A 26145-nucleotide genomic window follows, 5' to 3' on the forward strand; every position below is an offset into this window, starting at 1 on the left:
GCGACCATGCCGTGCACCGGTGCGGTGCGAAAGCTGTGACAGGGGCTAGGTTACTCACCTTTTCGCCAATTGCTGAAGCGCTCGGGCGCTTGGAACAAGCAGGGCATGAACGAGAACACTGCAAAACCCTGGGACTGGCTGCCGATTCCTGCACCGCATCAGCGCGAATTTGCGCAAGGGTCGGCATGGCAGCGCAAGACGCTGGCAGACCTTGCCCGTGAGCGGGCCGCGGCGACGCCGGACTTCGTGTGCTTCATCGATGGGGAAGGGCAGTACACCTTCGCACAGGTGCTGGCCGAGGCCGAGGCACTGTCTGCCTCGATGCAGGATCGCGGGCTGCGCAGCGGAGACGTGGTTGCGTTTCAGGTGCCCAACTGGCGCGAAGCAGCCGTGATCAATCTGGCGGCGGCGCTTTCGGGCCTTGTCGTCAATCCGATCGTGCCGATCTACCGTGACGCCGAAGTGACGATGATGCTCGGCGATTGCCGTGCCCGCGCGATCTTCGTGCCGGAGGTGTGGCGCAAGGTGGACTATGCGGCGATGGCGCGACGCTGCCAGCAGTCGCTCCCCGATCTCGCACATGTCTTCACGGTACGCGGTGACGGGCCTGACGATTTTGCGGCGCTGGTGGCCGCCGGGCGCGGCGTGCCCTTCGATGCCCCTGAGGTTGACCCGCTGGGCGTGAAGATGGTGCTCTATACATCGGGCACCACCGGACGCCCCAAGGGCGTGTTGCATAGCCACTGCACGCTGGCCCATATCGTCGCTGCCAGCGGGCGGCATTGGGGCCTGGCGGAAGGTGAGGCGACGCTGATGCCCTCGCCGGTCACGCATGTATCCGGTTACGCCAACGGCCTCGAAGCGCCATTCATCTGCGGAATTCGCTCCGTCCTGATGGAAGCCTGGAACGCCGACGAGGCGCTCGCCCTGATAGAGCAGCACGATCTTGTCGGCACAGTGGCGGCAACACCGTTTCTGGTGGAACTGGCGGCGGCTGCGCGGGCTGCCGGCACGGGCCTGCCGAGCTTTCGCTTTTTCGCATGCGGTGGCGCGGCCGTGCCGGCAGACCTCATCCCGGCGGCCAACGCTGCCTTCGAGAACTGCAGGGCATTCCGCGTGTTCGGTGCATCCGAAGTGCCGCTGGTGACATTCGGTTGGCCCCGCGACGAAAGTCTTGCCGCCACTACCGACGGTGAAGTGGTGGACTACGAAGTCCGCATTGTCGACCACGAGGACCACGCCTTGCCGCGCGGAGTAGAAGGCGAGATCCTTGCACGTGGCCCTGGCATGATGATGGGATACGCCGACGCAGCACAGACCGCCGAGGCGATCACGCCGGACGGCTTCTTCCGCACCGGCGACCTTGGCGTGCTGGACGATTCTGGCGCAGTCACGATCACGGGTCGCAAGAAGGACCTCATCATTCGCGGTGGCGAGAACATCTCGGCCAAGGAAATCGAGGACGTGCTGCACACGCACCCTGCGGTGAAGGAAGCGGCGATCGTTGCCATGCCGCACGAGCGCCTTGGCGAAGGCGTTTGCGCCTATGTCATCCTTGCAGGCGAGGCCGGCAGCGGGGACCTGGTGGCACACGTTTCCGCATCGGGCCTTGCCCGTCAGAAGATCCCCGAGCGGTTCGAATTCGTCAGCGATTTCCCGCGTACGGCCAGCGGCAAGGTACGCAAGGACATGCTGCGGGCGATGGTGCGAGCAGCCTTATTGGAGGGCTGATCGACCAGCTTCTCACCCACATCGAAGAACCACTTCAGCGTGTTTCCCCGGGGAAACAATCGCCAAATCGGTTCTTGATGTCGTGAGCGCTGCGGCTCTCAATCGTCGTCGGGGACCACTTCCGGCTTGGTGATCTTGGCCATGCGGGCGTTGTACTTGACCGTCTTGACCGCAATCGAGGTTTCCACGTGGTGGACGCCGTCGATGGACAAGATCTTGTCGGAGGCCAGTTCGACCAGTTCGTCCAATTCGTCGATCAGGCTCATCGCAGTGATGTTGAACTGGCCCATGGTGATCAGCACGGCGTTGACGCCCGGCACCTCGGCGATGATCTGTGCCACTTCGCGGACACGGTCGACATCGGCCTGGACGTTGATGAAAGCGAGACGGGCGAGCTTGCCCATTTCGAACCCGGTGATCGCGGTAAAGGCGATCAGGCCGTCCTGCTGCAGCCGCTTGATGCGCCCGCGCACGGTGCCTTCGGTAACGCCGAGTTCTGCCGCGATCTTGCGGTTGGAGATGCGTGCGTCGAGCGCCAGCATGTCGACCAGCTGGCGGTCAAGTGCGTCAAGCTGAACCGCGGCCATCAGGCGTTCCCTCCATTGCCGCGGCTCTCGCCGGGGCGGCCCTCGATCGGAGCGACGTCGAACTGGTACTTGATGATGTCGACCACGATGTGTGGCGTCAGCGTGCGGATGCCGCGCACGGTGGAAAGCTTGTCGAGCAGGAATTCCGAAAGGTCGTCGAAATCGTGCAGGGCGACGAGCATGTCGATGTCGTAGCGACCAGTCACCATGTGCGCAGCGACCACTTCGGGCAGGGCGCCCAGTTCCTGCGCGACCTCTGACGCCGGGCGGCCGTCAACCTCGACCGAGATGCGCAGCAGGACGTTGAAACCGTGGGCGGTGAAGTCCGACACAGCGACAACGCGCAATTGGTTGGCATCTTCCATGCGGCGGATGCGGGTTGACACCGTCGTCGCCGTAAGCCCCAGGACTTCGGCGATCTGCTGGTTGTTGGCCCGCCCGTTCGCCCGCAATTCGCGGATGATCGCCTGGTCGGTCGCGTCGAAACTGAAAATCTGGCTCATCGGTCCCCGCGCCATGGTGCCGTGACGGCAGACCTTGCGGTTTGCGCAGCAACACCGCGACCGTCAACCTCAAACTGCTGGTCAAGCGCGCAGTTAACGCACTTTTCCGTAAGTTGTCAGCCTGCCGTCCCGCTTTCGACACACGCAAGTCAAAACGGTGAAACGAAAATCCGACAACTACTGGATCATTCCTGTGCGCCCTGTTCGTGGCTGCAATCGAGCCAGAGATGATGGGCATCGATCCTCAATTTCGTCTCGGCCCGCAGCGCTGCGGCCCGTGCCTGGGTTTCGGCCAGAGCTGCATCCTTTGCCTGACGCTCGGCGAGAAGCAGATCGGCGAGATCGACGTGACCGAGGCGATTGCCGGCCTCCAGCCGGTCGGCCGCACGCCTGCTGCTGGCTGCGGCCGCCGCTGTCGCCTTCCATGCCTGCACTGTCCCGAGCGCTGCCGAGTAGTCTGTCGTGGCCATCTCGATCACGTCGAAACGGGCGCTGGCGGCTTCGGCAACAGCAACTTGCGCCTCGGCTGCGGCCTGATCGGAGAGCGCTGCGCGGTAGCGGCCGCCGATCGGCATCGAAAACACGATTCCGGCGCCACGTTCCAGTCCGCCCCGTTCGCTGAAGAACTGCGCGCCGATAGTCGGATCGGCGATGCGGTTGCGACGGCTGCGCTCAGCCAGGGCGGCGAGCCGCTCGGATTCGGCCAATGCCGCGGGGAGTTCATGATTGCAGGTCATGACGGCTTCGCGCAGGCGGGCAAGTTCCTCAGGTGGCAGCCCCGGCTTGGACAACGGTGGCGCTTCGGCAGGCAAGGCCAGTTGCGGGAACTGGGCGACCAGCCTTTCGCGCGCAATTCCTGCCCCGGAAAGCGCCGCATCCAGCCCGGCGCGGTTCATGGCGGCCTCGGCCATGGCACGGTCGGCATCCACTTGCGCAGCATCCTGCACGCGCACCTGGCTGTCCACTGCCCGATAGGCGCGCTCCAGCGTCTGTTGCGTCTGGGCCAGCGTGCTGGCCTCGGCAGCTGCCGCGACCCAATCCCACCACAGCTCGTTCAGTTGCAGCGCCAGCTGGTGGCGGGCGTCTTCGGCGCGCAGTTCGGCAACGCGGACACCGAGAGCGCCGGCCTTGCGGTCAAGCGCGGACTTGCCCGGCAGGCGGATGGGACGCTCGAGCGAGACGGTGTATTCAGCGTAGCGCCCTTCGTCCTGGATGGTGCGCCGGCTGACATCGCCGGACACCGTGAACTCGTTCTGGGTGGCACCTAGCGCGTTCGCCTCCTGCCGTGCGGCTTCAACCCTGGCATCGGCCGCGCGAGAGCGGGGGTGGGCCTCGATCGCCTCCACGACGGCGGCATCGGAGAGGCCGGGGAGCGACTGGTCGCTGGTCTGGGCAAGGAGCGGGGCCGCCATCAGCAGCGGCCATGCAAGAACAAGATTGTACTTCATGCTGAAGCGCCTTCCATCCCGCCATCGAGCGCAGCGCGCTCGGCGGAATTTTCGCCGAACCGCTCATAGAGCATCGGCAGGAGGAACAGGGTGAGCAGCGTCGAGGTGAAGAGACCGCCAATCACGACGATCGCCAACGGCCGCTGGATCTCCGAGCCCGGACCACTGGCAAACAGCAGCGGCACGAGGCCGAAGGCGGTGATCGCGGCGGTCATCAGCACCGGGCGGAGACGACGCTCTGCACCCTGGCGGACGGCTCGCTCCAGGGTCAGTCCCTGATCGCGCAACTGGCGGAAATACGTGACCATGACGAGCCCGTTGAGCACGGCGATGCCGAGCAGGGCGATGAACCCGACCGAGGCGGGCACCGAGAGATACTCGCCCGACACCGCCAGCGTCACGATCCCGCCCACGACTGCGAAGGGAATCATCGCGATGATCAGCAGTGAGGCCCTGATCGAGCGCAAGGTCCAGAACAGCACGCCGAAGATCAGCAGCAAGGCAATCGGCAGGACTACACCGAGCCGGGCCGAGGCGCGCTGCTGGTTCTCGAACTGACCGCCCCATTCCAGGCGATATCCGGGCGGCAGCTGGATATTGGCGGCAATGTCGGCCTTGGCCTCGTCGACGAAACCGACGAGATCCCGCCCCGAAACGAAAGCCTGCACCACCGCAAAGCGCGATCCGTTCTCGTGGTCGAGCTTGACCGGGCCTTCGACCTGATGGACGCGGGCCACATCACCTACGCGCAGCAGCGTGCCGTCGGGACTGCGGATCAACTGGTTCGCGAAGACATCGAGGCTCCCGGCATTGGCCGGATCGCCCTTTATCACGATCGGCACGCGCCGATGGCTTTGCGCAACCACGCCCGCGTCGGTCCCTTCGAGCTGGGCGCGCAGCACGTCCTGCAGTTCGGCAACCGGCATTCCGGCACGGCCCGCAGCCAAGCGGTCAATATCGATCTGCAGGTAATCGACCTTGTCGTCCGCCAGGGTCTTGACCTCGGTAACGCCACCGATCCTGCGCAGCCGATCCTGTGCCTTGGCGGCAATCTGACCGAGGGTTTCAAGGTCGGGCCCGAAGATCTTGAGCGCCAGATCGCCCCGCACGCCGGTAAGCATTTCCGAAACGCGCATCTCGATGGGCTGGGTGAACGATGCTTCGACGCCGGGCATTTCCTCCATGGCGAGGCGAATCTGCTCGATCAGCCATTCCTTGTCCTGCTCGCGCCATTCCTCGCGCGGCTTCAGGCGCATGAAGGTATCGGTATCGTTGAGCGACATCGGGTCCAGGCCGAGTTCATCAGCACCAACACGGGCGATGATGTCCTGCACCTCGGGCACCTTCGACATGATCAGCTTCTGGGCCTTGAGGTCTCCCGCGATGGTGTGGTCCAGCCCGATGCTCGGCTGCTTTTCGAGCTGCATCAGCACAGCGCCTTCGTCCATCGTCGGCATGAAGGTCTTGCCGATGAAGCCATAGGCAACCGCCGCTGCCAGCAGCGACCCGCCGGCCATGCCGTAGACGCGCGTCCGGTTTTCGAACGCCCATTGCAGGGCCGAATGATAGCGGGGATTCAACTGGCGCATCAGCCATGGGTCGTCGTGGCCTCCATCCTGCTTCAGGCCGAAGTAGGACAGGACCGGGATCAGCGTGAGCGACAGGACCAGGGCGCCGGCCAGTGCCAGCACGATCGTCATCGCCACCGGGCCGAACAGCTTGCCCTCCAATCCTTGCAGCGTGAGCAGCGGCAGGAACACCAGCGCAATGATCGCCATGCCCGAGGCAACCGGGGTTGCCACTTCGCTGGTGGCGACAAGAACCTGATGGAGCTTGCTGGTCGAGCCGTGGTGCGGATGGGCAAAGCGATCGACCACGTTTTCGACCACGACCACCGCGCCATCGACCAACATGCCGATGGCAATGGCAAGGCCGCCAAGGCTCATCAGGTTGGCCGACATGCCCAGCCAGCGCATCAGGATGAAGGTGATCAGCGTTGCCATGGGCAGGGCTGCCGCCACGATCAGGGAGGCGCGGACGTTGCCGAGAAACAGGAACAGCAGCAGGACGACAAGCACGCTCGCCTCGATCAGGGCCTTCTCCACGGTCGAGACAGCGTGGCCGACCAGTTCGGACCGATCGTAGAACACGTCGATCGTCATGCCCTGGGGCAGACCGCTTTCGATTTCGGTCATGCGCGTCTTGACGTTTTCGACGACCTTGCTGGCATCGGCGCCGCGCAGGGCGATGACGAGCCCTTGGACCGCCTCGCCCGTGCCGTTCTTGGTCACGGCGCCATAGCGGGTCAGGCTTCCGGTGGTTACCGTCGCCACGTCGCCAAGGCGCAGGACAGTGCCGGCCTGGCTGCGGATGACGATGGCGCGAAGGTCATCGGCGGTCTGGATGGCGCCCACCGAGCGCACGATCAGCGTGCTTTCGCCATTGGCCAGCCTGCCGGCGCCATCGTTGCGATTGCCGCTTTCGATGGCGGTCTGGAGATCGTGATAGGTCAGGCCTGCCGCCGCGAGGGCGCCGGGATCGGGCCGAACCTCGAACGTCTCGGCATGGCCACCGAGCGAGTTCACGTCAGCCACGCCGGGCACCGTGCGCAGGGCAGGGCGGATGACCCAATCGAGCACGCGGCGCTTTTCCGCCAGCGATTGCGGACCTTCGATGGTGAACATGTAGACGTCGGAGAGCGGCGTCGAGATCGGCGCGAGGCCGCCTTCCACCGACGAGGGCAGATCGGCCATGACGTTGTTGAGACGTTCGGCGACCTGGGTGCGCGCCCAGTAGATGTCGGTACTGTCGGAGAAGTCGATGGTGATGTCGGCAATGCCGTACTTGGCGGCCGAGCGCAGGATCTCCTGGTTGGGGATGCCCAGCATCTCCATTTCGATAGGGGTGATGACGCGGCTTTCGACCTCCTCCGGCGTCATCCCCGGAGCCTTCATGATGATCTTGACCTGCGTGGTCGAGATATCGGGGAATGCGTCAATCGGCAGGTTCTGGAACGACCAGCCTCCGAAAATCGCCAGCGCCAGCGCGAGGCCAAGCACGGCAAGCCGTGCCCCCAGCGACCATTCAACTAGGCGTCTCAGCATCACTCACCCCCGCCGCCCAGCAGCATCTTGAGTTCGGGGATTGCGCTGGTTGCCACCACCTCGCCGGGCTTCAGGCCCGCCAGGATCGCAGTCTCGCCATTGCCGCTGCCGCCAAGGCGAACCTCGCGCAGCGCGAAGCGATTGCCGGAGCGGACGAAGACCACGTCCTTTTCGGCAATGCGGGTCAATGCAGCGGAAGGGACGCTCACCACTTCGCCGCTGCTGCCCGCACCGATGGTGACCATTACCGACTTGCCGGCGATCAGCCCTTGCGCGCCGCCAATGGTTGCCTTGGCAACCACGCTTCGCGTTGCGGGATCGATGCTGGAGCCGACCGACAGAATGCGGCCTGTGGCGATGCCGGGCAGGGCTACGGTCATGCCGGGGCGGACATTCGCGGCCAGCCTCTCTGGCAACTGCAGATCGAGCCGGTAGGCATTTGCCGCGTCGACCACGAAAGGCGCGGTCATGCCGTCGACCGGCCCACCGGTCTGCACGCCGACCTTGGACACGCGGCCTGAAATCGGCGCGCGCAAGGTTACCATGCCGCTGCCGCTGGCGCCGGAGGCTGCCAGGATACGCGAGGCCTCACCCGCTTCCGACTGCGCCTGAGCAAGTTCGGCCCGCGCTTCCTGCACGCGCGCGCCGGCAATCACGCCTTCCTTGAAGAGGGCTTCGGTGCGGGCGAGGTTCGCCCTTGCCAGCGACACGCGCGACGATGCGCGGCTGCGCGACCCGCCCAGTTCCATCGCGTCGCGGCTGACCATTGTTGCCAGCGGCTGTCCGCGGCGCACTTCCTGTCCCTCGATCACGAAGACCTGCCGGATCGCGCCGGGCAGGGCGGCTGTCACGGCCACCCGGCTTTCGGGGGGAAGCGTGATGACGCCAGGAACTGCACCCAGGGGCACTTCTCCGCTCAGGCGCGCAACAGCCGTCTTGATGCCGAGCCGGGCGAACTGGGCGTCGGTCAGTTCCATCGGCGCTACGGGCGCGGAAGCCTGCTCGGCTTGAGGCGCCGGTGCGGTGCCGTTTTTGACCAGCGCGTAACCGCCTGCAGCAGCCACGAGGACGGCCAAGGTGCCGCCCACAACCAAATTGCGGGTATTCATTGCAATGCCTTTCCTGAACGCAAGTTCGTGGCGGCTCGCGAACGAACCGCCCTGCACAAGGGATCAGGTCAATGGCGGCTCAAGCGGAGGGACTGTCTTGCGCGAAGTCAGCGCTGTTGCCCTGGCCGGGAAGTGCAATGATGGCGTTGGAGCAAGGTCGTTTGCCCCGGCTTTCAGGTCCATGCCGATGACCATCGGGCTGTGATGATGGTGGGCCGCTTCCCCTGCCTGATCATCGGGCTGGGCGGAATGCTTGACAGCAGTGTCGCCTTCACCATGCTCAATGCAGGTATATGCCTCGACTTCGCCATCGATAGCATTCTGCGCGGCATGGGCAGGGAAGTGCATTCCGGCCAGAAGGACCGAGAAAACGATCGCAAGTCTGATCAGCAGTTCCCGCATTGCGCAGCCCATAGCAACGACCGAATGATTGGGCAATTCGCGGGTCACTAGCGGCTCCTCCCGTATGCACTGGAGACCTTATATTGGCCGTTGGCGAACGGATTGAGCGGAAAGCAAAGCGCTTTCAGCAGAAATCACCGATTGGGGGCGCCGGCGCAGCGGAGAATGCCCCGCACGACGAAAGGGCGCGCTGCGCGGGCCTTGCGTCCACTGGAAACGGGCACGACGGCACAAAGACTCCGGTGTCATCCCTTTTTCACAATAATCGTTCGTCGCCGCGCACCCTTTCGACGGAAGATTCGTCTGCGGACCCATAAGCTCGAGGAATAAGAACAAAGACGCAGGACGGTTCAAACCGACGGTTTCGCTTGAAGGCGATGTAACAATGTTACATGGTCGGGGCGGGATCGGAGACACGCATCACAGACGAGGGGTGAAGTTGCGATGAAGAAAATGTCCGCAGTAAAGGGCGCGCTGATTGCCGGCGTTGCCATGGGAGCGATGCCGATCACTGCCTGGGCGCAAAGCGCAGCCCCCGCAGAGGAAGAGGCGGCACCTGCCGAGGAAATGGTCGTCATCGGCCAGCGGCAGCAGTACCGCGGCGACGTACCGCTCGCCTCCATTCCGCAGAGCGTGCAGGTGATCGACGCCAAGACGCTGCAGAACCTCAACATCACCCGCTTCGATGCCGCGCTCGACCTGTCGAGCGGCGTTTCGCGCCAGAACAACTTCGGCGGTCTGTTCGACGGCTTTGCCATTCGCGGCTTTGCGGGTGACGAGAACTTCGCAGGCGGCGTGCTCGTCAACGGCTTCAATGGCGGCCGCGGTTATGGCGGCCCGCGCGATGCATCGAACATCGAGAAGATCGAAATCCTGAAGGGTCCCAACGGTGCCGTCTTCGGCCGCGGCGAACCCGGTGGCACGATCAGCATCACCACCAAGAAGGCCAAGGTCGGCGACACGTTCGGCACCTTTGCCGTTCAGGGTGGCAGCTGGAACACCTACCGTGTCGAGGCGGACTACAATCTTTCGCTCAGCGATACCGTGGCGATCCGCCTGAATGGCGCGGCGCAGGACGGCGACAGCTTCCGCGATACCATTCACCAGACGCTCTACACAGCCAATCCTTCGATCCTGTTCGCGCCGAGCAAGGACACCAGTATCTCTTACGAACTGGAATTCATGCACAACCGGGTGCCGTTCGATCGCGGCACGATCGCGGTGAACAACAAGCTTGGCGTGGTTGACCGCTCGACCTTCTTCGGTGAGCCGGGCGATGGTGACATGCGGGTCGATGTGCTGGGGCATCAGGTGCAGTTCCAGCAGAAGCTGGGGGGCGACTGGTACTTCCTCGCCGGTTTCGGTTACCGCGAGACGGAGTTCAAGGGCTTCTCGAGCGAGGCAGAACTCGATCCGCTCGGCACCAACCGCCGCCAGACGCTGGGCAAGCCCGGCAATTTCCTCGCCCGCCAGCGCCGTTCGCGCGATTACAGCACCGACAATCTTGTCGTGCGCGGCGAAATCTCGGGCAAGTTCTACACCGGCGGGATCACACACCACGTATTGCTGGGCGCGGACTGGGATCGCTTCCGGATCGACCTGCTTCAGCTGCGCGGTCGCCCTGCAAACTATACCGCGGGTACACCGGTTACCGCCGCAAACTACGCGGTTGATATCTTCAACCCGGTCTATGGCCAGACGCTGGCTCTCGGCGCGACGCCGCTGACCAATACCTATGAGACGCAGAAGGCCTGGGGCGTCTATTTCCAGGACCAGATCGACCTTGGTGAAAGGCTGAAGGTGCGCGTTGGCGGTCGTTACGACAATTATCGCCAGACCGTGCTGAACCGGAACAACAACCGGACAACCAACGTCCACATCAAGCAGTTCAGCCCGACGGCCGGTGCGCTTTACGAGATCAACGACGATCTCTCGATCTTCGCGGGCTATGGCGAAGGCTTCCGTCCGAACAGCGGGGTCGACGCAGCCAGCCGACCGTTCCCGGCGGAAATGAGCAAGTCCTATGAAGTGGGCTTGCGACTGGGTGAACCCGGCGGTGCGCTGAGCGGCTCGATCGCCGCGTTCACGATGAAGAAGAACAACATCCTGACCGCCGATACGAACCCTGCAAATGCCGGCTTCTCCATTGCGGGTGGTGCAGCGCGCTCACGCGGTGTCGAGGTGGACTTCAATGCCAATCTTCCGGGCGATATCTCGATCATCGCCACATATGCCTTTCTCGATGCCGAATGGACCACGTCGGCGGGGGACAAGGACTTCGGGCTGGCCATCAATCCGGGCGACCGGTTGATCAATATCCCCAAGCATGCGGCGAACCTGATCGTGAACAAGGGTTTCACACTGGGTGAGCAGCGCTTCACGCTGGGGGCGGGTGTGAACTATGTCGGCAAGCGGCTGGGCGAGACCGGCACGACGTTTGAACTGCCCGGCTACATCATCGCACGCGCAATGGCGAGCTATGAACCGGCTGACAACATCAAGCTCACGGCAGATGTGACCAACCTTTTCGACAAGGAGTTCTATACCGCGTCCTACTCGCGGTTCTGGATTGCGCCGGGCGCCCCGCGGGCGTTCAACGTGCGCGCCACCTTCACGTTCTGATGAACCGGGTTGCCGGAGCCCCCGCTCCGGCAACCCGACTTTTCGGCAAAGCTCCCATGGCGCGTAGCGGCTTTCTGACCTGGCATCGCCGTATGGCCCTGCTGTTCGCGCCGCTGATTTTCCTGCAGGCGCTGACGGGCACAATCCTGCTGCTGCGGGAGCCGCTTGCCTACGTTCTGGAACCGCAAGGCTCCGATGGTCCGGTGCTCGGGGTTCCGGCGCTTGCAGCGGCAGCGGCCCGTACCGGCATGCATCTTACGCGGCTCTACCTGCCTGCATATCCTGGCGGGCCGGCAATGGCGCAATTGGCCAGAGCCGACGGTAGCACGCACTATGCGGCAATCGAGCCAGCATCGGGCGTTATCCTGCGCGAAGGTGGAATCTGGGCTTTTCCGCTGGAGGCTGCCCTGCAGTGGCATTACCGGCTGATGTCGGGCACGGCCGGCCTTGCCGTCGTTGCGCTCAATGGCATCGTACTGCTGCTGCTCTCCGGGACCGGGCTAGGGTTCTGGTGGCCTGCGGCCGGGCGCTGGAAGACATCGCTGAAGATCAATCCGAAGATGCCCGCGCGCGTGCGGTTGCGGCAATGGCATCGCAGCGGGGGCGTGTTGGCATCGCTGCTGGTGCTGTTCAGCGCGGTGACTGGCGTGCTGCTTGCCGCTCCCGATTTGGCACCCGCCGCGCCGATGGCAACCACGGCCTTTGTGGCAAGTCCGATGCAACTCGATGGGGCGATGGGATCGGCAACGCGAGCCTATCCTGCCGCGGCAATACGGGACGTGCGCTTTCCGGCCGCTGACCGGATCGACGTGAACTTCCGCGCGCCGGAAGAAGGGCCATTGGCAGTTCATGCCGTCTCGATCAGGCTTTCGGACGCAAGGCTGCTGCACGTCGTTCCGGCCGCGCAAAGTCCGGCCCTGTGGATGAAGGTCCTGCCTTTGCATACTGGCGACAGCGGGGGAATTTTCGGAATGCTCATGCTTCTTCTGGAAGCACTGGCAATCATGGCTCTTTCGATCACCGGCCCCATGATGTGGTGGCGGCAAAGGAAAATGCGCAAGTGACACTGCTCTATCACGGTCTGGAACAACGCGGTCGGGTGTGGCGCGAGATCGTGGCCTCGCGCGTTCCGCAAATGCCCTTTCTGCACTGGGGCAAGGACAGCGTCGATCCGCAAGCCGTCCGGTATATTGCCACTTGGAATGCACCCCCGGACTTCATTGCGCAGTTTCCCAACCTCGAGATCCTGTTCAGCGTGGGTGCTGGCATCGACCAGTTGCCTATCGACGCGCTGCCACCACAGGTGCGGGTGGTGCGAATGGTGGAGCAGGGCATCATTACCGGCATGGCAGAATACGTGGCGATGGCTTGCCTTGCCCTGCATCGCGACCTGCCGTTCTTCATTTCGGAACAGCGGGCCGGGCGCTGGACCTATCGGCACACGCGGCTGGCGTCGGAAAGCCGGATCGGCGTGATGGGCCTGGGTGAACTCGGGCGAGCGGCGTTGGACGTGCTCAAGCCGCTGGGCTTTCCGTTGTCGGGCTGGAGCAGGACCCGGCGGGAGATCGCGGGCGTGGAGTGCTTTGCCGGTACGGAGCAACTGGATGCATTTCTGATGCAGGCGGACATTCTCGTTTGCCTGCTACCACTGACGGACGAGACTCGCGGAATTCTGTGCCGTGAGACCTTTGCCAAGATGCCGGTCGGTAGTGCCGTCATCAATGCCGGGCGGGGCGGTCATCTGGTTGCCGAAGACCTGATCGAAGCCCTGGACCAAGGGCAGTTGCGCGCAGCCATGCTTGACGTGACCTGCCCGGAGCCACTGCCCGAAGGCCATGCATTCTATAGCCATCCCGCCATTTTCCTGACGCCGCACGTCGCAGCGGAGACGCGCCACGAGACGGCGGGTAACGTCCTGGCCGACAATCTTGAGCGGTTGCTGGCGGGTGATGCGCTGCTGGGCGAAGTCGACCGCAAGCGGGGCTATTGAAGTGCGGCATGACGTGCTGCGGAATCCCATCAGAACAGTGCAGTGCGCCTTGCCCGGCTTGAACGAACGGGTGCAAGTTCTGCCTGATCGGTGGTCATCTTTCCCGGTCACAAGGCCCTCGAGAATTCAAGAGTCAACGGGGCCAGAAACAGGAAACGAGTTTCGATCATGACCACAGCTGTTTTCACGCCCAAGTTCATCAGCTTCGATTGCTACGGCACGCTGACCCGCTTCCGCATGACGGAGATGGCGACAGCACTCTATGCTGACCGCATTGCCGCCGAGGCTCTGCCGGAATTCTGCAATGACTGGGCAGCCTATCGGCTCGATGAGGTGCTGGGTCCTTGGAAGCCCTATAGCGAAGTCCTAGCCAATTCGCTGGAGCGCTGTTCGAAGAAGTGGGGTGTGGAGTTCCGCCTGGCCGAGGCGACCGCGATTTATGAAGCGGTGCCGACCTGGGGGCCGCACGATGACGTGCCTGGTGGCCTTTCGAAGATCTGCGACAAGATCCCGCTGGTGATCCTTTCCAACGCGATGAACAGCCAGATCATGTCGAACGTCGAAAAGCTCGGCGCGACATTCTACAAGGTCTACACCGCCGAGAGCGCGCAGGCCTACAAGCCGCGCATGCAGGCATTCGAGTACATGTTCGACCAGCTCGGCATGGGACCGGAAGTGGGCATGCATGTCTCGTCGAGCTTCCGCTATGACCAGAATACCGCGACCGACCTCGGCTTTGGCTGCCGGGTGTTTATCGGCCGCGGACATGAGCCTTCGAACGCCAACTATCGCGATGTGGAAATTCCGCACATCGGCGCGCTTCCCGCGGTCGTCGGCCTCTGATGCTTTCGCGCCGTCTCTTGCTGGGAAGCCTTGCTGCGGGGGTCGCGCTGGCCCCTGCCGACAGGCTGATCGGGAAACCCCGCAGGGGCGGCCGGATTCGCGTCGCCGGAATCGTCGCATCGACTTCCGATACCCTGGACCCGGCGCGTGCGGGCAATTCCAGCGACTACATGCGCATGTTCCTGCTCTATAGCGGACTGACGCAATACGATCGCGGGCTGGCGGTGAAGCCGGGTCTGGCGGAATCGATCGAATCCACCGACAATGTGACGTGGACCATCCGCCTGCGCCGCGGCGTGCAGTTCCACAACGGCAAGTCGCTCGATGCTGGCGATGTTGTCCATTCGCTGCTGCGTCACCGTGATCCGGCGGTGGGATCGAAGGTCAAGGCAGTGGCGGAGCAGTTCGCCAGTGCGCGCCGGGTGAATGCGCACGAAGTGGAATTGCGCCTGATCGGCCCAAATCCCGACCTTCCCATCATTCTGGCGCAGCCTCAGTTCGTGATCGTGGAGAACGGACGGCGGGAATTCAGCAAGGCAAATGGTACCGGGCCGTTCGCGCTCAAGGCTTTCGCGCCGGGCATCCGCACGATCGTGCAGCGCAATCCCAACTACTGGAAACCGGGGCAGCCCTATCTCGACGAGATCGAGCTGATCGCGATTCCGGACGAGCTTTCACGGGTAAACGCTCTGCTTTCGGGCGACGTGCAGATGTGCATCTCTGTCAGTCCGGGATCGGTGAAGCGGGTGCGGGCATCGTCATCGCATCTGGTGATGGAGACCAAGTCAGGGCTCTATACCGATCTGGTCATGCGGCAGGACAATCCAGTGACCGGCCATCCCGATTTCGTGCTGGCGATGAAGCACCTGATGGACCGGGACCTGATCAAGCGGGCGCTGTTCCGGGGTTTTGCGACGATTGCCAACGACCAGCCAATCTCGCCGCTGGATCCCTATTTCAACGCCGACATTCCGCAGCGCGCGTTCGACCCGCACAAGGCGAAGTTCCTGCTCAAGCGGTCTGGCCTCTTGGGCACTCGTCTGCCGGTCTATGTCTCGCCGGCGGCAACGCAATCCGTGGACATGGGGTCGATCCTTCAGGAGCACGCCGCGCAGATCGGGCTCAATCTGGCGATCAATCGCGTGCCAAGTGACGGGTATTGGTCAACCCACTGGATGAAACACCCTTTGACCTTCGGGAACATCAACCAGCGGCCAACGACCGACCTCCAGTTCAGCCTGTTCTTCCAGTCCAAGGCGACGGAGAACGAGGCGGGGTGGAAGAATGCGAAGTTCGACAAGCTGTTGATCGAGGCGCGGCAATCGCGCGACCCGGCACTGCGCAAGGCGATCTATGGCGAGATGCAATGGATGATCCATCGCACCGGGGGGCTGGGCATTCCGGTGTTCATAAGCCTGCTCGACGGCTATGACCGACGCATTCGCGGGCTTCAACCAATCCCGCTGGGTGGCCTGATGGGCTATTCTTTCGGCGAACACGTGTGGCTTGAAGCATGAGCGGCGCAGCTTCTGGTTCTCCCTGGCGTGGTCCGGCCCGCTTGGTGGCCAAGCGCATCGGCCTTGCATTCATCACCCTGCTGCTGGTTTCGGCGGTGGTCTTCACGATCAGCGGCCTGCTGCCGGGCGATGCGGCGCAGGAATTGCTGGGGCAAGGCGCAACGCCCGAACAGATTGCGGCTTTGCGGCATGAGATGGGCCTCGATCGGCCGGCCGTGGTCCGCTACTTCGAATGGCTGCGGGCCATCGCCGTGGGCGATCCGGGCAATAGCATCGTTGCCAACAAGCCAGTTGCCGAGATCATCTCCGAAAGGCTGCCCAACACGTTGACTTTGGCGGGCTTGACGACCGTGTTTTCGGTGCCGTTCGCCTTTCTGATCGGCATCTGGTCCGCCGTTACGCGGGGAAGGTCTACGGATCGCGCGCTCAACATCATGACGCTGGCAATGGTGGCCCTGCCGGAGTTCCTGGTGGCGACGATTGCCGTGCTGGTGTTTTCGGTAAAGCTGCTGTGGCTCCCGTCGATCACCATTGTGCCGCAGGACCCGACACTGGGCGAGTTCCTGCGTGCCTATGCCATGCCGGTGATGGTTCTGGGCGTGGGTGTGATTGCTCAGCTGGGGCGAATGATCCGGGCGGCAATCATTGCCGAACTGGACCGACCCTATGTGGAAATGGCGCGCTTGAAGGGCGTTTCGCAAGCGCGCCTGATCGTGCGCCATGTCCTGCCCAATGCAGTGGGGCCGATTGCCAATGCGATGGCGCTGAGCCTTTCCTACCTTTTCGGCGGGGCGATCATCGTGGAGACGATCTTCAGCTATCCGGGGCTGGCCAGCCTGATGGTCAATGCGGTGACATCGCGCGACATGCCGCTGCTGCAGGCCTGCGCCATGATCTTCTGCGCAGCATACCTGCTGCTGGTGCTGATCGCCGACACGGTTGCCATCCTCGCCAATCCACGTTTGCGACAGGGATGACCATGGCCAATCTCATTCGCCGTGCAGGGCGCCTGCCGCTATCGGGCAAGATCGGACTTGCATTGGTGCTGTTCTGGATCGTGGTTGCTGTGATCGGGCCATGGATTGCGCCCTATCCGCCGGGCTCCTTCGTAAATCAGGAAGTCTTTGCCGGGTCGAGCAGTGCCTACTGGCTGGGCAGCGATTTCCTGGGGCGCGACGTCCTGAGCCGCCTGCTTTCCGGCGCGCGCTTTACTGTCGGGCTTTCTGCGATCGCGGTTGCGATTGCTGCCAGTATCGGCACCGGCTTGGCCTTGACCGCAGCGGTGGGGCCACGCTGGCTGGACGAACTGCTTTCGCGCGCCATGGACACGCTGATCTCGATCCCCAGCAAGATCTTTGCGCTGGTGCTGGTGGCGGCGTTCGGATCCTCGCTGGTGCTGCTGACGACAATCATCGCCATAACCTACGTGCCTGGCAACTTCCGTATCGCGCGTTCGCTGGCGGTGGGGCTGGCGAAACTCGATTACGTGGAAGTGGCGCGGGCGCGGGGCGAAGGGCGGCTGCACCTGGCGCTGGTGGAAGTCTTGCCGAACATGATCAAGCCGCTGTTTGCCGATATCGGCCTGCGCTTCGTGTTCATCGTGCTGCTGCTGTCTGGCCTCAGCTTCCTGGGCCTCGGGCTGCAGCCGCCTGATGCAGATCTGGGGTCTTTGGTGCGCGAGAACACTTCTGGCCTTGCCGAAGGAGCGCTGGCGATCATTGCGCCGGCCGTAGCGATTGCCAGTCTGACGGTTGGGGTAAACCTGCTGATCGATGCCGCCACGCAGGGGAAGGCCGAATGACGATGCAGCCCCATGTGAATGTGGAAAGTCTGTGCGTGACTGTCCGTACGGCAGACGGCTCACCTTTGTGCATCGTCGATGACGTCTCGTTTGCCATCCAACGCGGCGAGGTGCTGGCGCTGATCGGGGAATCGGGTTCGGGCAAGACAACGATTGCGCTTTCGCTGATGGGCTATGCCCGCGGCGGGGCGAGGATATCCGGCCAGATCAGGGTTGGCGATGCCGCGCTTGATGGTGCAGGGGCCAGCAGTCTGGCCGCGCAGCGCGGGCATCGCATTACCTATGTTGCGCAAAGCGCGGCGGCTGCGTTCAATCCTTCGCGTCGGGTGATCGAGCAGGTGATCGAGCCTGCGCTGATCCATGGCACTGCATCGGACGCCGATGCGCGCAGGCACGCGGTCGAGTTGTTCGAGGCGCTGGCGCTGCCCAATCCGCAGACCATCGGCAGCCGCTATCCCCACGAACTTTCAGGCGGGCAGCTGCAGCGCCTGATGGCGGCGATGGCGCTGATCACGCGGCCCGATCTGGTGATCTTTGACGAGCCGACGACGGCGCTGGACGTTACCACGCAGGTGGAAGTGCTGCAGGCCTTCCGCAAGGTGGTGCGCGAACAGGGCGCGACCGGGGTGTATGTTTCGCATGACCTGGCGGTGGTGGCGCAGATGGCGGACCGCGTGCTGGTGCTCAATCGCGGGACGGTGCGTGAGCAGAACACCGTGGAAGCAGTGCTTGAGACGCCTGCCGACGATTATACTCGCACACTGCTGGCAGCGGCCAAACCCGTGGTCAAAGCCTCCGTAACCAGTGCGGTCGGGGCTGCCCCATTGCTATCGATCAACGGCATTCATGCAGGATACGGCCCGGTCGACCGACAGGGACGCCCCGCGCATCCTGTGCTCAGCGATGTCAGCCTGACCGTACCGCGCGGCGGCGCCGTGGGAGTGATTGGGGAATCAGGCTCGGGCAAATCGACGGTTGCGCGCGTAGTGGCGGGGCTTCTGGCTCCTACGGCGGGCGAGGTCGTGCTGGATGGTCAGCCGCTGGCGGCCTCGCTCGGCGCGCGAAGCCGCGAGGAATTGCGCCGCATCCAGATCGTGTTTCAGAATGCGGACGTTGCGCTGAACCCGGCGCATTCAGTTGGCGACATCCTCGGACGCGTGCTGCGTTTCTATCATGGCATGAGCGGCCTTGCTGCCAAGGCACGCGTGGCCGAACTGCTCGATCTGATCAAGCTTCCGGCCGGGGTGGCGGAGCGGCGTTGTGACGAGCTTTCGGGCGGTCAGAAGCAGCGTGTGAACCTGGCGCGCGCGCTGGCGGCCAATCCGGACGTGGTTCTATGCGACGAGGTGACCTCGGCACTGGATACCGTGGTGCGCGAGGCGATCCTTGAACTTCTGGCAGAATTGCGCCGCGATCTTGGCGTGGCCTATCTGTTCATCAGCCACGATATTGCGACGGTGAAGGCACTGTGTGACGAGATCGTCGTGCTCTACAAGGGCACACGCGTGGAAAGCGGCCAGAGCGCAACCTACGATGCGCCGCCCTATCATCCCTATACCGACCTGCTGATTTCCTCGGTGCCCGAACTGCGGACGGATTGGCTTTCGGGCGTAGGGCAAAAGGGCAAGGCACAGTTGAGCCTGGCGGAAGGCGATGCCGGGCTTTGCCGGTTCCTGCCGCGCTGCCCGGTAGCGATTGCGGGGCGGTGCGATACCAGTCCGCCGCCGCTGCGGGTGATGGATGCAGGCAATGTGGTGCTGTGTCACCGGACAGAGCCCGATCTGGCAGGCCGCGAGCTGCAAATGGACGGGAACCAGTCTTGAAGTTCATCACAGAAGAAGAGTCTGCTGCGCTCGTAACGCACGAGATGGCCTATGCCGCGGCGAGAGAAGCGCTGTGTGCGGTCGTCGAAGACGCGGTTCTCTTTCCAGCGGTGCTTGCCCATGGCACTGCCCCAACCAACCGCTTTTCGATCAAGTCGGCCTCGACCGGGAGCTTTGCGGGGCTGAAGGTCGGCTCGTTCTGGCCTGGTAACCCCGAGATCGGATTGCCCCGGCATAACTCCGTGATCCTGCTGTTCGACCAGAGTATCGGGCGGGTCGAGTGGGTCATCGAGGCGGGCAAGGTCAATGCCTATCGCACGGCAGCGGCCGATGCAGTTGCCGCCGATGTGCTGGCACGGCCGGATGCTTCGCTGCTGGCCGTATTTGGCGCTGGCAATCAGGCGCTGTTCGAATGCCTGGCCATTTCCCGCATCCGTCTGATCACGCAAGTTCTGGTCGTGGCGAGAGTTGAGGCCAAGGGGCGCGAATTCGTGGCGGCGCTCGAGGCTGAGGGCCTCAAGGCAACGCTTGCCGATGCCCAGGGCGCCTGCGAGCGGGCCGATATCATCGTGACGGCAACGCCCGCCCGTGCGCCACTGTTCGAGGCGGAATGGGTCCGACCCGGTACGCACATTGCCAGCATGGGATCGGATGCGGCGGGCAAGCAGGAGCTGCCACCCGCGCTCTTCGAACGCGCTGCGCTGTTCTGCGATTATCCAGCGCAGGCGGTGGTGATGGGCGACCTGCAGCACTTCACCGGCGATCGCAACCGGATCACCGCGCTGGGCGATGTACTGCTGGGGCGCGCCGAGGGGCGAACGTCGCCTGATCAGATCACGGTGTTCGACAGTTCGGGCATTGCCCTGCAGGACCTGACCATTGCCCGCAGCCTGATTACCGCATGGGAAAGAGAAAACGCATGACGACAATGGAAGCCGGACAGACCGCAGTAGGTGCGGTTATGGATATTCGCGCCTATGCGCCCGTGGCTAAACCGTCGGCTGACTGGCTTGAAGGCCGTGCCGCTCCGGCTTTTGCCGATGACAAGGCGGTGGTTTCTGCCTTCGCACTGCGGGGCAAGGGGCAGGTTTCAACGCTACCGGCCGATGAGTTCGTGCTGGTGCTGCAAGGCTCGCTTGAGGTTGCCGCTGAGGACGCGACGCTGTCACTAGGAGCAGACGACTGCTGCGCGCTGCCGTTCGGCTGCGGCTTTGGCTGGACCGCGTCGGACGATATGCTTGCGGTGGTCTATTCGGCGCCGACGGACCGTGCGGGCAACCGCACCACGCCGGTGATGATCGACAAGAACGCGCCGCTCAACCCCTCCAATCCGCCTGCAATCGAAAACCTGCTGGGCGAGGTGCCGACCTGCCGGGGCTTTTCGGACTACGTTTCGGCCAATGCCGAATTCTGCGCCGGAACCTGGGATTCCACGCCCTATCACCGCCGTCAGATCCCCTATCGTCAGGTGGAGCTGATGCTGCTGTTGGAAGGGGCGGTGACATTCACTGACGGGAATGGCAGCGTATCGTTCGGCAAGGACGACGTGTGCCTCTTCGTGCGCGGTGATGGCTGTGCATGGTTGAGCGAGGAATACGTGAAGAAAGTCTTTGCGACGCAACGCCCGCTTGGCTGACTTTGGAGCCGTCAGGGGCGGCATATTATACCGCGCCTGACGGCATCTTGCGCATGACCGCCGTGAAGATTTCCGGCTTTCGGAACATTTTGCCAGCGCGAATCCGCTTTAACCTTGGCCAGCGCGCCGTAGGTTGAATTTCTGCCGGCGGTTGGTGTGGAGGAGTATCTTGCAGATGTCGGGGGCCAGGGTCGGGAGCGACAGCAACGGCGTGACTGCGCTGCGATCGGACCATCTCGTACAGGCGCAGGGCCTCTCGCAGGCGCTCAAGTGGCCGTACCGGCTAGAAGACTGGCAATTTGCCTTCGAGCTGGGGCGTGGCTATGCGGTCGAAGCTGAGGGCAAGTTGCTGGGAACCGCGCTGTGGTGGCCCTATGGCGATGATTTCGCCACGATCGGCATGATCATCGTCTCACCCGATGCGCAGCGGCAGGGGATTGGCGGGAGGCTGATGGCGGCACTGCTGGCCGATGCGGCGGGACGGCGGATTACGCTGATCACCACCAAGGATGGCGAACCGCTCTACACCAAGCTGGGCTTTGCCCGTTGCGGCTTCATTACCCAGCACCAGGCTGTGCTGGACAAGGTTCCTGCGATCGACACCGCGGTACCGGTGCGGGCAGCAACGCCAAGTGACCGCGAGGCGCTTGGTGCGGTCGATGCAGCGGCATCGGGCATGGACCGACGCGTCCTGCTCGACGCCCTGCTTGAGGTGGCAGACGCGGTGGTCGTCGAGCGCGCGGGCGTGATCTCGGGCTATGGCTGCGTCAGGCGCTGGGGACGCGGGGTGGTGATTGGTCCGGTGGTTGCTGCCAGTGCCGAGGATGCCAAGGCCATGGTTGCCGTACTCGCTTCGGCTTATGAAGGCGTTTTCGTGCGGATCGACGTGACCGATGTGAGCGGCCTTGCACCGTGGCTGGTTAAGATCGGCCTGCCACAGGTGGACCGGGCGCCGATCATGGCGCTGGGCGCACCGCCGGTTTCTGCACCGGGGACAATGCTGGTGGCGCTTTCGAACCAGTCGCTTGGCTGAAGCCATTCTTACAGGCAGGATGTTGATGACCGAAGCTGCAGCCCTCGACGCCGAATTGGCAACTCCGGTTTCGCTGGAAACAGTGGCGACGCCGGCGTTGATCCTCGACGTAACCAAGGTTGATCGCAATATCGCGCGTCTGCGCGCGCATCTTGCAAAGCTTGGAACCGGGTTTCGACCGCACGTGAAAACGAGCAAGTCGATCGAGGTCGCGCGCAGGCTATTTCCGGAAGGAACAGGGCCGATCACCGTTTCGACGTTGGCCGAGGCGGAGTATTTTGCAGAAGGTGGGTTTGAGGACATCACTTATGCCGTCGGCCTGAGCCTTGACCGAGTTGCGCGGGCTCGCAAGCTGGTCACGAAAGGCGTGCGGCTTTCGGTGCTGGTCGATACGCTGGAGCAGGCTCAAGCCCTGGTTGCTGCGGCGGGAGATGGCGGGCCGATGCCGGCCGTGCTGATCGAGATCGATTGCGACGGACATCGCGGGGGAGTTCTGCCGGACGACCCTGATCTTGTCGCTATTGCCGACGTACTGCGGAACGGCCGGGTGGAACTGGCAGGCGTGCTGACACACGCGGGAGAATCCTACAATGCGCGCGGCGGCGCCGGTTTGCCGGAAGCTGCCGAGGGCGAGCGGGCGGCAGCAGTGGCCGCGGCGGAAGCGCTGCGGGCTGCCGGGCATGCCTCGCCCGTGGTCAGCGTCGGCTCCACGCCGACGGCGCATTTTGCGCAGGATCTTACGGGCGTGACCGAGGTGCGCGCGGGCGTGTTCAGCTTCTTCGATCTGGTAATGCACGGGATCGGCGTCTGTTCGCTGGACGACATTGCGGCATCGGTGCTGCTGACGGTGATCGGCCATCGCCAGGAAAAGGGTTGGATCCTGACTGACGGGGGCTGGATGGCCCTTTCGCGCGACAGGGGGACGCAGCGCCATCCGGTGGACCAGGGTTATGGCCTGGTCTGCGATATCGACGGCAATCCGTTTTCTGACGTGATCGTGGAGGACGCCAGCCAGGAGCACGGCATCATCAAGGTGCGACCGGGCAGCTGTGGCGTTCTGCCGAAACTGGCGATCGGTTCGCGCGTGCGGGTGCTGCCCAACCACGCCTGCGCCACTTGCGCGCAGCACGAGGCCTACAACGTGGTCGATGGCACGGGTCGCGCAATCATCGGCAATTGGCCACGCATGCGGGGTTGGTGACGCCGCCTTCCATTCCGGAGCCCGCGAGGGTGGAGAAACGACATGAAGATGACCTCCTACTGGCTCGATAGTGCAAGGCCCTTTGTCTCTGGCGCGCCGGGTGGGCCGAGTGGCACTGCCGATGTCGCCGTGATTGGCGCAGGTTTCACGGGCCTTTCCGCCGCACTGGCGCTGGCCAGGAAGGGGGCGAAAGTCGTCGTCCTCGAGGCGGATCGCGTTGCAAGCGCGGCTTCGGGCCGCAACGGCGGTATGTGCAACAACGGCTTTGCCCAGGACTATGGCGGCATGGTCGAGAAGTTCGGGCTGGATCGCGCGAACATGCTTTACCGTGCCTTCGATGCCGGGGTGGATCTGGTGGAGCAGATCGTGGCCGAGGAAGGCATCGAGTGCCATTTCGGACGCGTCGGCAAGCTGAAGCTGGCGGCAAAGCCCGAGCATTTCGAGAAGATCAAGCGGTCGCAGGATCTGTTGGCGCGTAATGTCGATCCCGAGACGAGCCTGGTCATGCCGCAGGACCTGCCAACGGAAATCGGTTCGGACATCTTTTACGGAGGCATGCTCTACGGCAAGAGCGCCAACATGCACATGGGCGAGTACGGGCAGGGCCTGGCCGAAGCAGTCGTGCGGCGGGGCGGTACGATCTTCGAGCATAACCCCTTGCTCAAGATGCGCCGCGTTTCAGGCACAAGCCATGAACTCACCACGCCGCATGGCAGCCTGATTGCCAATCAGGTGTTGTTGGCTACTGGCACGTCACGTGTTGGGCCGCTGGGTTGGTTTCGCCGTCGCCTGGTGCCGGTCGGAGCCTATCTGATCGCGACAGAGCCTTTGCCGGTGGATCTGCTTGACCGACTGACGCCGCGTCGGCGCAACACGGTCGATACGCGCAACTTCGTCAGCTATTTCCGCACGACCCCGGACAACCGCATCCTCTTTGGCGGACGGGCGCGCTTTTCGAGCCGCAGCGATCCGGAGGCAGATGCCAAGAGCGGAACGATCCTGCGGCGGTCCATGGCGAACTTCTTCCCCGAGCTGGCCGATGCGCGCATCGATTACTGCTGGGGCGGGATGGTGGACATGACCAGCGACCGCCTGCCGCGTGCCGGGGAGCGGGACGGTCTGTTCTATTCAATGGGGTACAGCGGCCACGGCACGCACATGGCGACGTACATGGGCAAGATCATGGCCGAGGTGCTGGACGGCAAGGCCGATGCGAACCCGTGGCGCGATTTCGATTGGCCAGCGATCCCGGGATACTTCGGGACGCCATGGTTCCTGCCGTTCGTCGGCGCCTACTACCGCTACAAGGACATGGTAGGATGAGCGATCCAGCGCAGGACGCACTGCAGGCGGTGCTTCCGCTCACGGGCAAGGCCTATATCGACGGCGAGTGGATCGACCTGCCCGGCGCAGAACGGCTGCCGGTGATCAATCCCGCCAATGGCAACTGTATCGCGCAAGTCGCGGCGGGCACGGCGGCCGATCTCGATCGGGCGGTGGCGGCGGCGCGGGGGGCCTTTGCCGCATTCTCGCAAAGCCCCGTGGCAGCACGAATCGCGCTACTGGAACGCGTCCACGCGCTGATGGCCGAACGGGCCGAAGCGCTGGCACAGGTGCTGGTGACGGAGATGGGCGCGGCGATCAGCTTTGCCCGCGCATCGCATGTACCGTTCGCGCTGGGCCATGTGCAGGCCGCGATCGAGGTGCTGAGGGACTACGAGTTCCTGACGATGCGCGGCACGACGGCCATCGTGCGCGAACCCATCGGCGTTGCCGCGCTGATCACGCCGTGGAACTGGCCGCTCTACCAGATCACCGCCAAGGTTGCCCCAGCGCTGGCTGCAGGATGCACGGTGGTGCTGAAACCCAGCGAGCTTTCGCCGTTGAGCGCGATCATGTTTGCGCAGATCGTGCATGATGCCGGCGCGCCTGCAGGTGTGTTCAACCTGCTTAACGGAACCGGCAGCGAAGCGGGCGCGGGCATGGCAGCGCACCCGGATGTCGACATGATCTCGATTACCGGATCGAACCGCGCTGGCGTATTGGTGGCACAAGGTGCGGCCCCCACGGTCAAGCGAGTGACGCAGGAGCTGGGCGGCAAATCTCCCAACGTGCTGATGCCCGATGCCGATTTCGAGCGCGTCGTGCCGTTGGGTGTGATGGCCGCATTCCGCAACGTCGGCCAATCGTGCAGCGCGCCAACGCGGATGATCGTGCCGCGCTCAGCCCTGGCACAAGTCGAAGCAATTGCGCGCAGAACGGTCGAAGGCATCATCGTGGGCGATCCGACCGAGGATGCAACGACGCTTGGTCCTATCGCTAATGCAGCGCAGCATCGTCGCGTTCAGACGATGATCGCGGTGGGCATCGAGGAGGGCGCGAGGCTGGTATGCGGAGGTCTTGGCAGTCCGGAAGGGCTCGATCACGGCCTCTTCGTCCAGCCGACAATCTTCTCCGACGTTTCCAGTGGGATGCGCATCGCGCAGGAGGAAATCTTCGGGCCGGTGCTGGTCATCATCCCTTACGACAACATCGACGAGGCGGTCGCGATCGCCAATGACACCGACTACGGCCTTGGCGGCCATGTCCACGGTGCCGACCTTGATCAGGCCCGCAGCGTGGCTCTGCGCATCCGCACGGGGCAAGTCCACATCAACTCGCCGGCGTGGGATCCTCACGCTCCATTCGGCGGCTACAAGCGGTCCGGCAACGGCCGCGAATACGGGCTCTTCGGCTTCGAGGAATATCTCGAGGTAAAGGCCATTCTTGGTTTCGCATGAAGTCCGCGATCATCG

At 63.6% G+C, this 26145-nt stretch carries 21 protein-coding genes; 15 read left to right on the plus strand and 6 right to left on the minus strand.

The window, feature by feature from the left end:
• Positions 1 to 105 precede the first annotated feature (105 nt).
• The gene (locus NJ75_RS15140) at positions 106 to 1731 is read left to right on the plus strand and encodes an AMP-binding protein (RefSeq protein ID WP_039336032.1); all 1626 of its coding nucleotides are present in this window, start codon (positions 106 to 108) and stop codon (positions 1729 to 1731) included.
• Between the two features lie 98 nt (positions 1732 to 1829).
• Here the strand turns inward: NJ75_RS15140 and NJ75_RS15145 are convergent, their stop codons facing one another.
• The 6 genes from NJ75_RS15145 to NJ75_RS15170 all read right to left on the minus strand — a co-directional run bounded on the left by NJ75_RS15145 (position 1830) and on the right by NJ75_RS15170 (position 8884).
• Positions 1830 to 2318 carry an Lrp/AsnC family transcriptional regulator gene (locus NJ75_RS15145; RefSeq protein WP_039335926.1) on the minus strand — a complete coding sequence of 163 codons (489 nt, stop codon included), beginning with the start codon at positions 2316 to 2318 and terminating at the stop codon, positions 1830 to 1832.
• A complete protein-coding gene (locus NJ75_RS15150) occupies positions 2318 to 2821 on the minus strand; it encodes an Lrp/AsnC family transcriptional regulator (RefSeq protein ID WP_052242549.1) in 504 nt (167 codons plus the stop codon). Before NJ75_RS15150 ends, NJ75_RS15145 begins: the two co-directional genes overlap by 1 nt.
• Positions 2822 to 3006: 185 nt before the next feature.
• Positions 3007 to 4269 carry a TolC family protein gene (locus NJ75_RS15155; protein WP_039335929.1) on the minus strand — a complete coding sequence of 421 codons (1263 nt, stop codon included), beginning with the start codon at positions 4267 to 4269 and terminating at the stop codon, positions 3007 to 3009.
• Positions 4266 to 7373 (minus strand): efflux RND transporter permease subunit, encoded by a 3108-nt coding sequence (locus NJ75_RS15160; RefSeq protein ID WP_039335931.1) that lies wholly within the window; start codon positions 7371 to 7373, stop codon positions 4266 to 4268. Before NJ75_RS15160 ends, NJ75_RS15155 begins: the two co-directional genes overlap by 4 nt.
• Positions 7373 to 8482, minus strand: a complete 1110-nt coding sequence (locus NJ75_RS15165) for an efflux RND transporter periplasmic adaptor subunit (RefSeq protein ID WP_039336036.1) — start codon at positions 8480 to 8482, stop codon at positions 7373 to 7375. Before NJ75_RS15165 ends, NJ75_RS15160 begins: the two co-directional genes overlap by 1 nt.
• Before the next feature lie 63 nt (positions 8483 to 8545).
• Positions 8546 to 8884: a hypothetical protein gene (locus NJ75_RS15170; protein ID WP_156135822.1), complete on the minus strand. Its 339-nt coding sequence runs from the start codon at positions 8882 to 8884 to the stop codon at positions 8546 to 8548.
• A 444-nt stretch (positions 8885 to 9328) separates the two neighbouring features.
• On the opposite strand from NJ75_RS15170, the gene NJ75_RS15175 reads away from it, so the two are divergent.
• The 14 genes from NJ75_RS15175 (at position 9329) to NJ75_RS15240 (ending at position 26130) form a co-directional block, all read left to right on the plus strand.
• A complete protein-coding gene (locus tag NJ75_RS15175; RefSeq protein ID WP_039335934.1) occupies positions 9329 to 11506 on the plus strand; it encodes a TonB-dependent siderophore receptor in 2178 nt (725 codons plus the stop codon).
• A 56-nt stretch (positions 11507 to 11562) separates the two neighbouring features.
• A complete protein-coding gene (locus NJ75_RS15180; RefSeq protein WP_039335935.1) occupies positions 11563 to 12570 on the plus strand; it encodes a PepSY-associated TM helix domain-containing protein in 1008 nt (335 codons plus the stop codon).
• On the plus strand, positions 12567 to 13496 hold the full coding sequence (locus NJ75_RS15185) for a 2-hydroxyacid dehydrogenase (protein WP_039336038.1): 930 nt from the start codon (positions 12567 to 12569) through the stop codon (positions 13494 to 13496). Before NJ75_RS15180 ends, NJ75_RS15185 begins: the two co-directional genes overlap by 4 nt.
• Before the next feature lie 168 nt (positions 13497 to 13664).
• Positions 13665 to 14339, plus strand: a complete 675-nt coding sequence (locus NJ75_RS15190) for a haloacid dehalogenase type II (protein ID WP_039335937.1) — start codon at positions 13665 to 13667, stop codon at positions 14337 to 14339.
• Positions 14339 to 15856, plus strand: coding sequence for an ABC transporter substrate-binding protein (locus tag NJ75_RS15195; RefSeq protein WP_039335939.1), 1518 nt, complete (start codon positions 14339 to 14341; stop codon positions 15854 to 15856). The genes NJ75_RS15190 and NJ75_RS15195 overlap by 1 nt, the downstream gene beginning before the upstream one ends.
• Positions 15853 to 16833 (plus strand): ABC transporter permease, encoded by a 981-nt coding sequence (locus NJ75_RS15200; protein ID WP_052242552.1) that lies wholly within the window; start codon positions 15853 to 15855, stop codon positions 16831 to 16833. The genes NJ75_RS15195 and NJ75_RS15200 overlap by 4 nt, the downstream gene beginning before the upstream one ends.
• 2 nt (positions 16834 to 16835) lie before the next feature.
• Complete coding sequence (locus NJ75_RS15205) at positions 16836 to 17657, plus strand: ABC transporter permease (protein WP_039336042.1); 822 nt, start codon at positions 16836 to 16838, stop codon at positions 17655 to 17657.
• Positions 17654 to 19480 (plus strand): ABC transporter ATP-binding protein, encoded by a 1827-nt coding sequence (locus NJ75_RS15210; RefSeq protein WP_039335941.1) that lies wholly within the window; start codon positions 17654 to 17656, stop codon positions 19478 to 19480. Before NJ75_RS15205 ends, NJ75_RS15210 begins: the two co-directional genes overlap by 4 nt.
• Complete coding sequence (locus tag NJ75_RS15215; protein ID WP_039335943.1) at positions 19477 to 20403, plus strand: ornithine cyclodeaminase family protein; 927 nt, start codon at positions 19477 to 19479, stop codon at positions 20401 to 20403. Before NJ75_RS15210 ends, NJ75_RS15215 begins: the two co-directional genes overlap by 4 nt.
• Positions 20400 to 21116 (plus strand): cupin domain-containing protein, encoded by a 717-nt coding sequence (locus NJ75_RS15220; protein WP_156135823.1) that lies wholly within the window; start codon positions 20400 to 20402, stop codon positions 21114 to 21116. Before NJ75_RS15215 ends, NJ75_RS15220 begins: the two co-directional genes overlap by 4 nt.
• Before the next feature lie 175 nt (positions 21117 to 21291).
• Positions 21292 to 22149, plus strand: a complete 858-nt coding sequence (locus tag NJ75_RS15225) for a GNAT family N-acetyltransferase (protein ID WP_039335945.1) — start codon at positions 21292 to 21294, stop codon at positions 22147 to 22149.
• A gap of 19 nt (positions 22150 to 22168) precedes the next feature.
• Positions 22169 to 23350, plus strand: coding sequence for an alanine racemase (locus NJ75_RS15230; protein ID WP_082013415.1), 1182 nt, complete (start codon positions 22169 to 22171; stop codon positions 23348 to 23350).
• 42 nt (positions 23351 to 23392) lie between these two features.
• Positions 23393 to 24673: an NAD(P)/FAD-dependent oxidoreductase gene (locus NJ75_RS15235; protein WP_039335947.1), complete on the plus strand. Its 1281-nt coding sequence runs from the start codon at positions 23393 to 23395 to the stop codon at positions 24671 to 24673.
• Complete coding sequence (locus tag NJ75_RS15240; RefSeq protein ID WP_039335949.1) at positions 24670 to 26130, plus strand: aldehyde dehydrogenase family protein; 1461 nt, start codon at positions 24670 to 24672, stop codon at positions 26128 to 26130. The genes NJ75_RS15235 and NJ75_RS15240 overlap by 4 nt, the downstream gene beginning before the upstream one ends.
• Positions 26131 to 26145 lie beyond the last annotated feature (15 nt).

This window comes from Novosphingobium subterraneum (assembly GCF_000807925.1).
GTDB classification, from domain to species: domain Bacteria; phylum Pseudomonadota; class Alphaproteobacteria; order Sphingomonadales; family Sphingomonadaceae; genus Novosphingobium; species Novosphingobium subterraneum.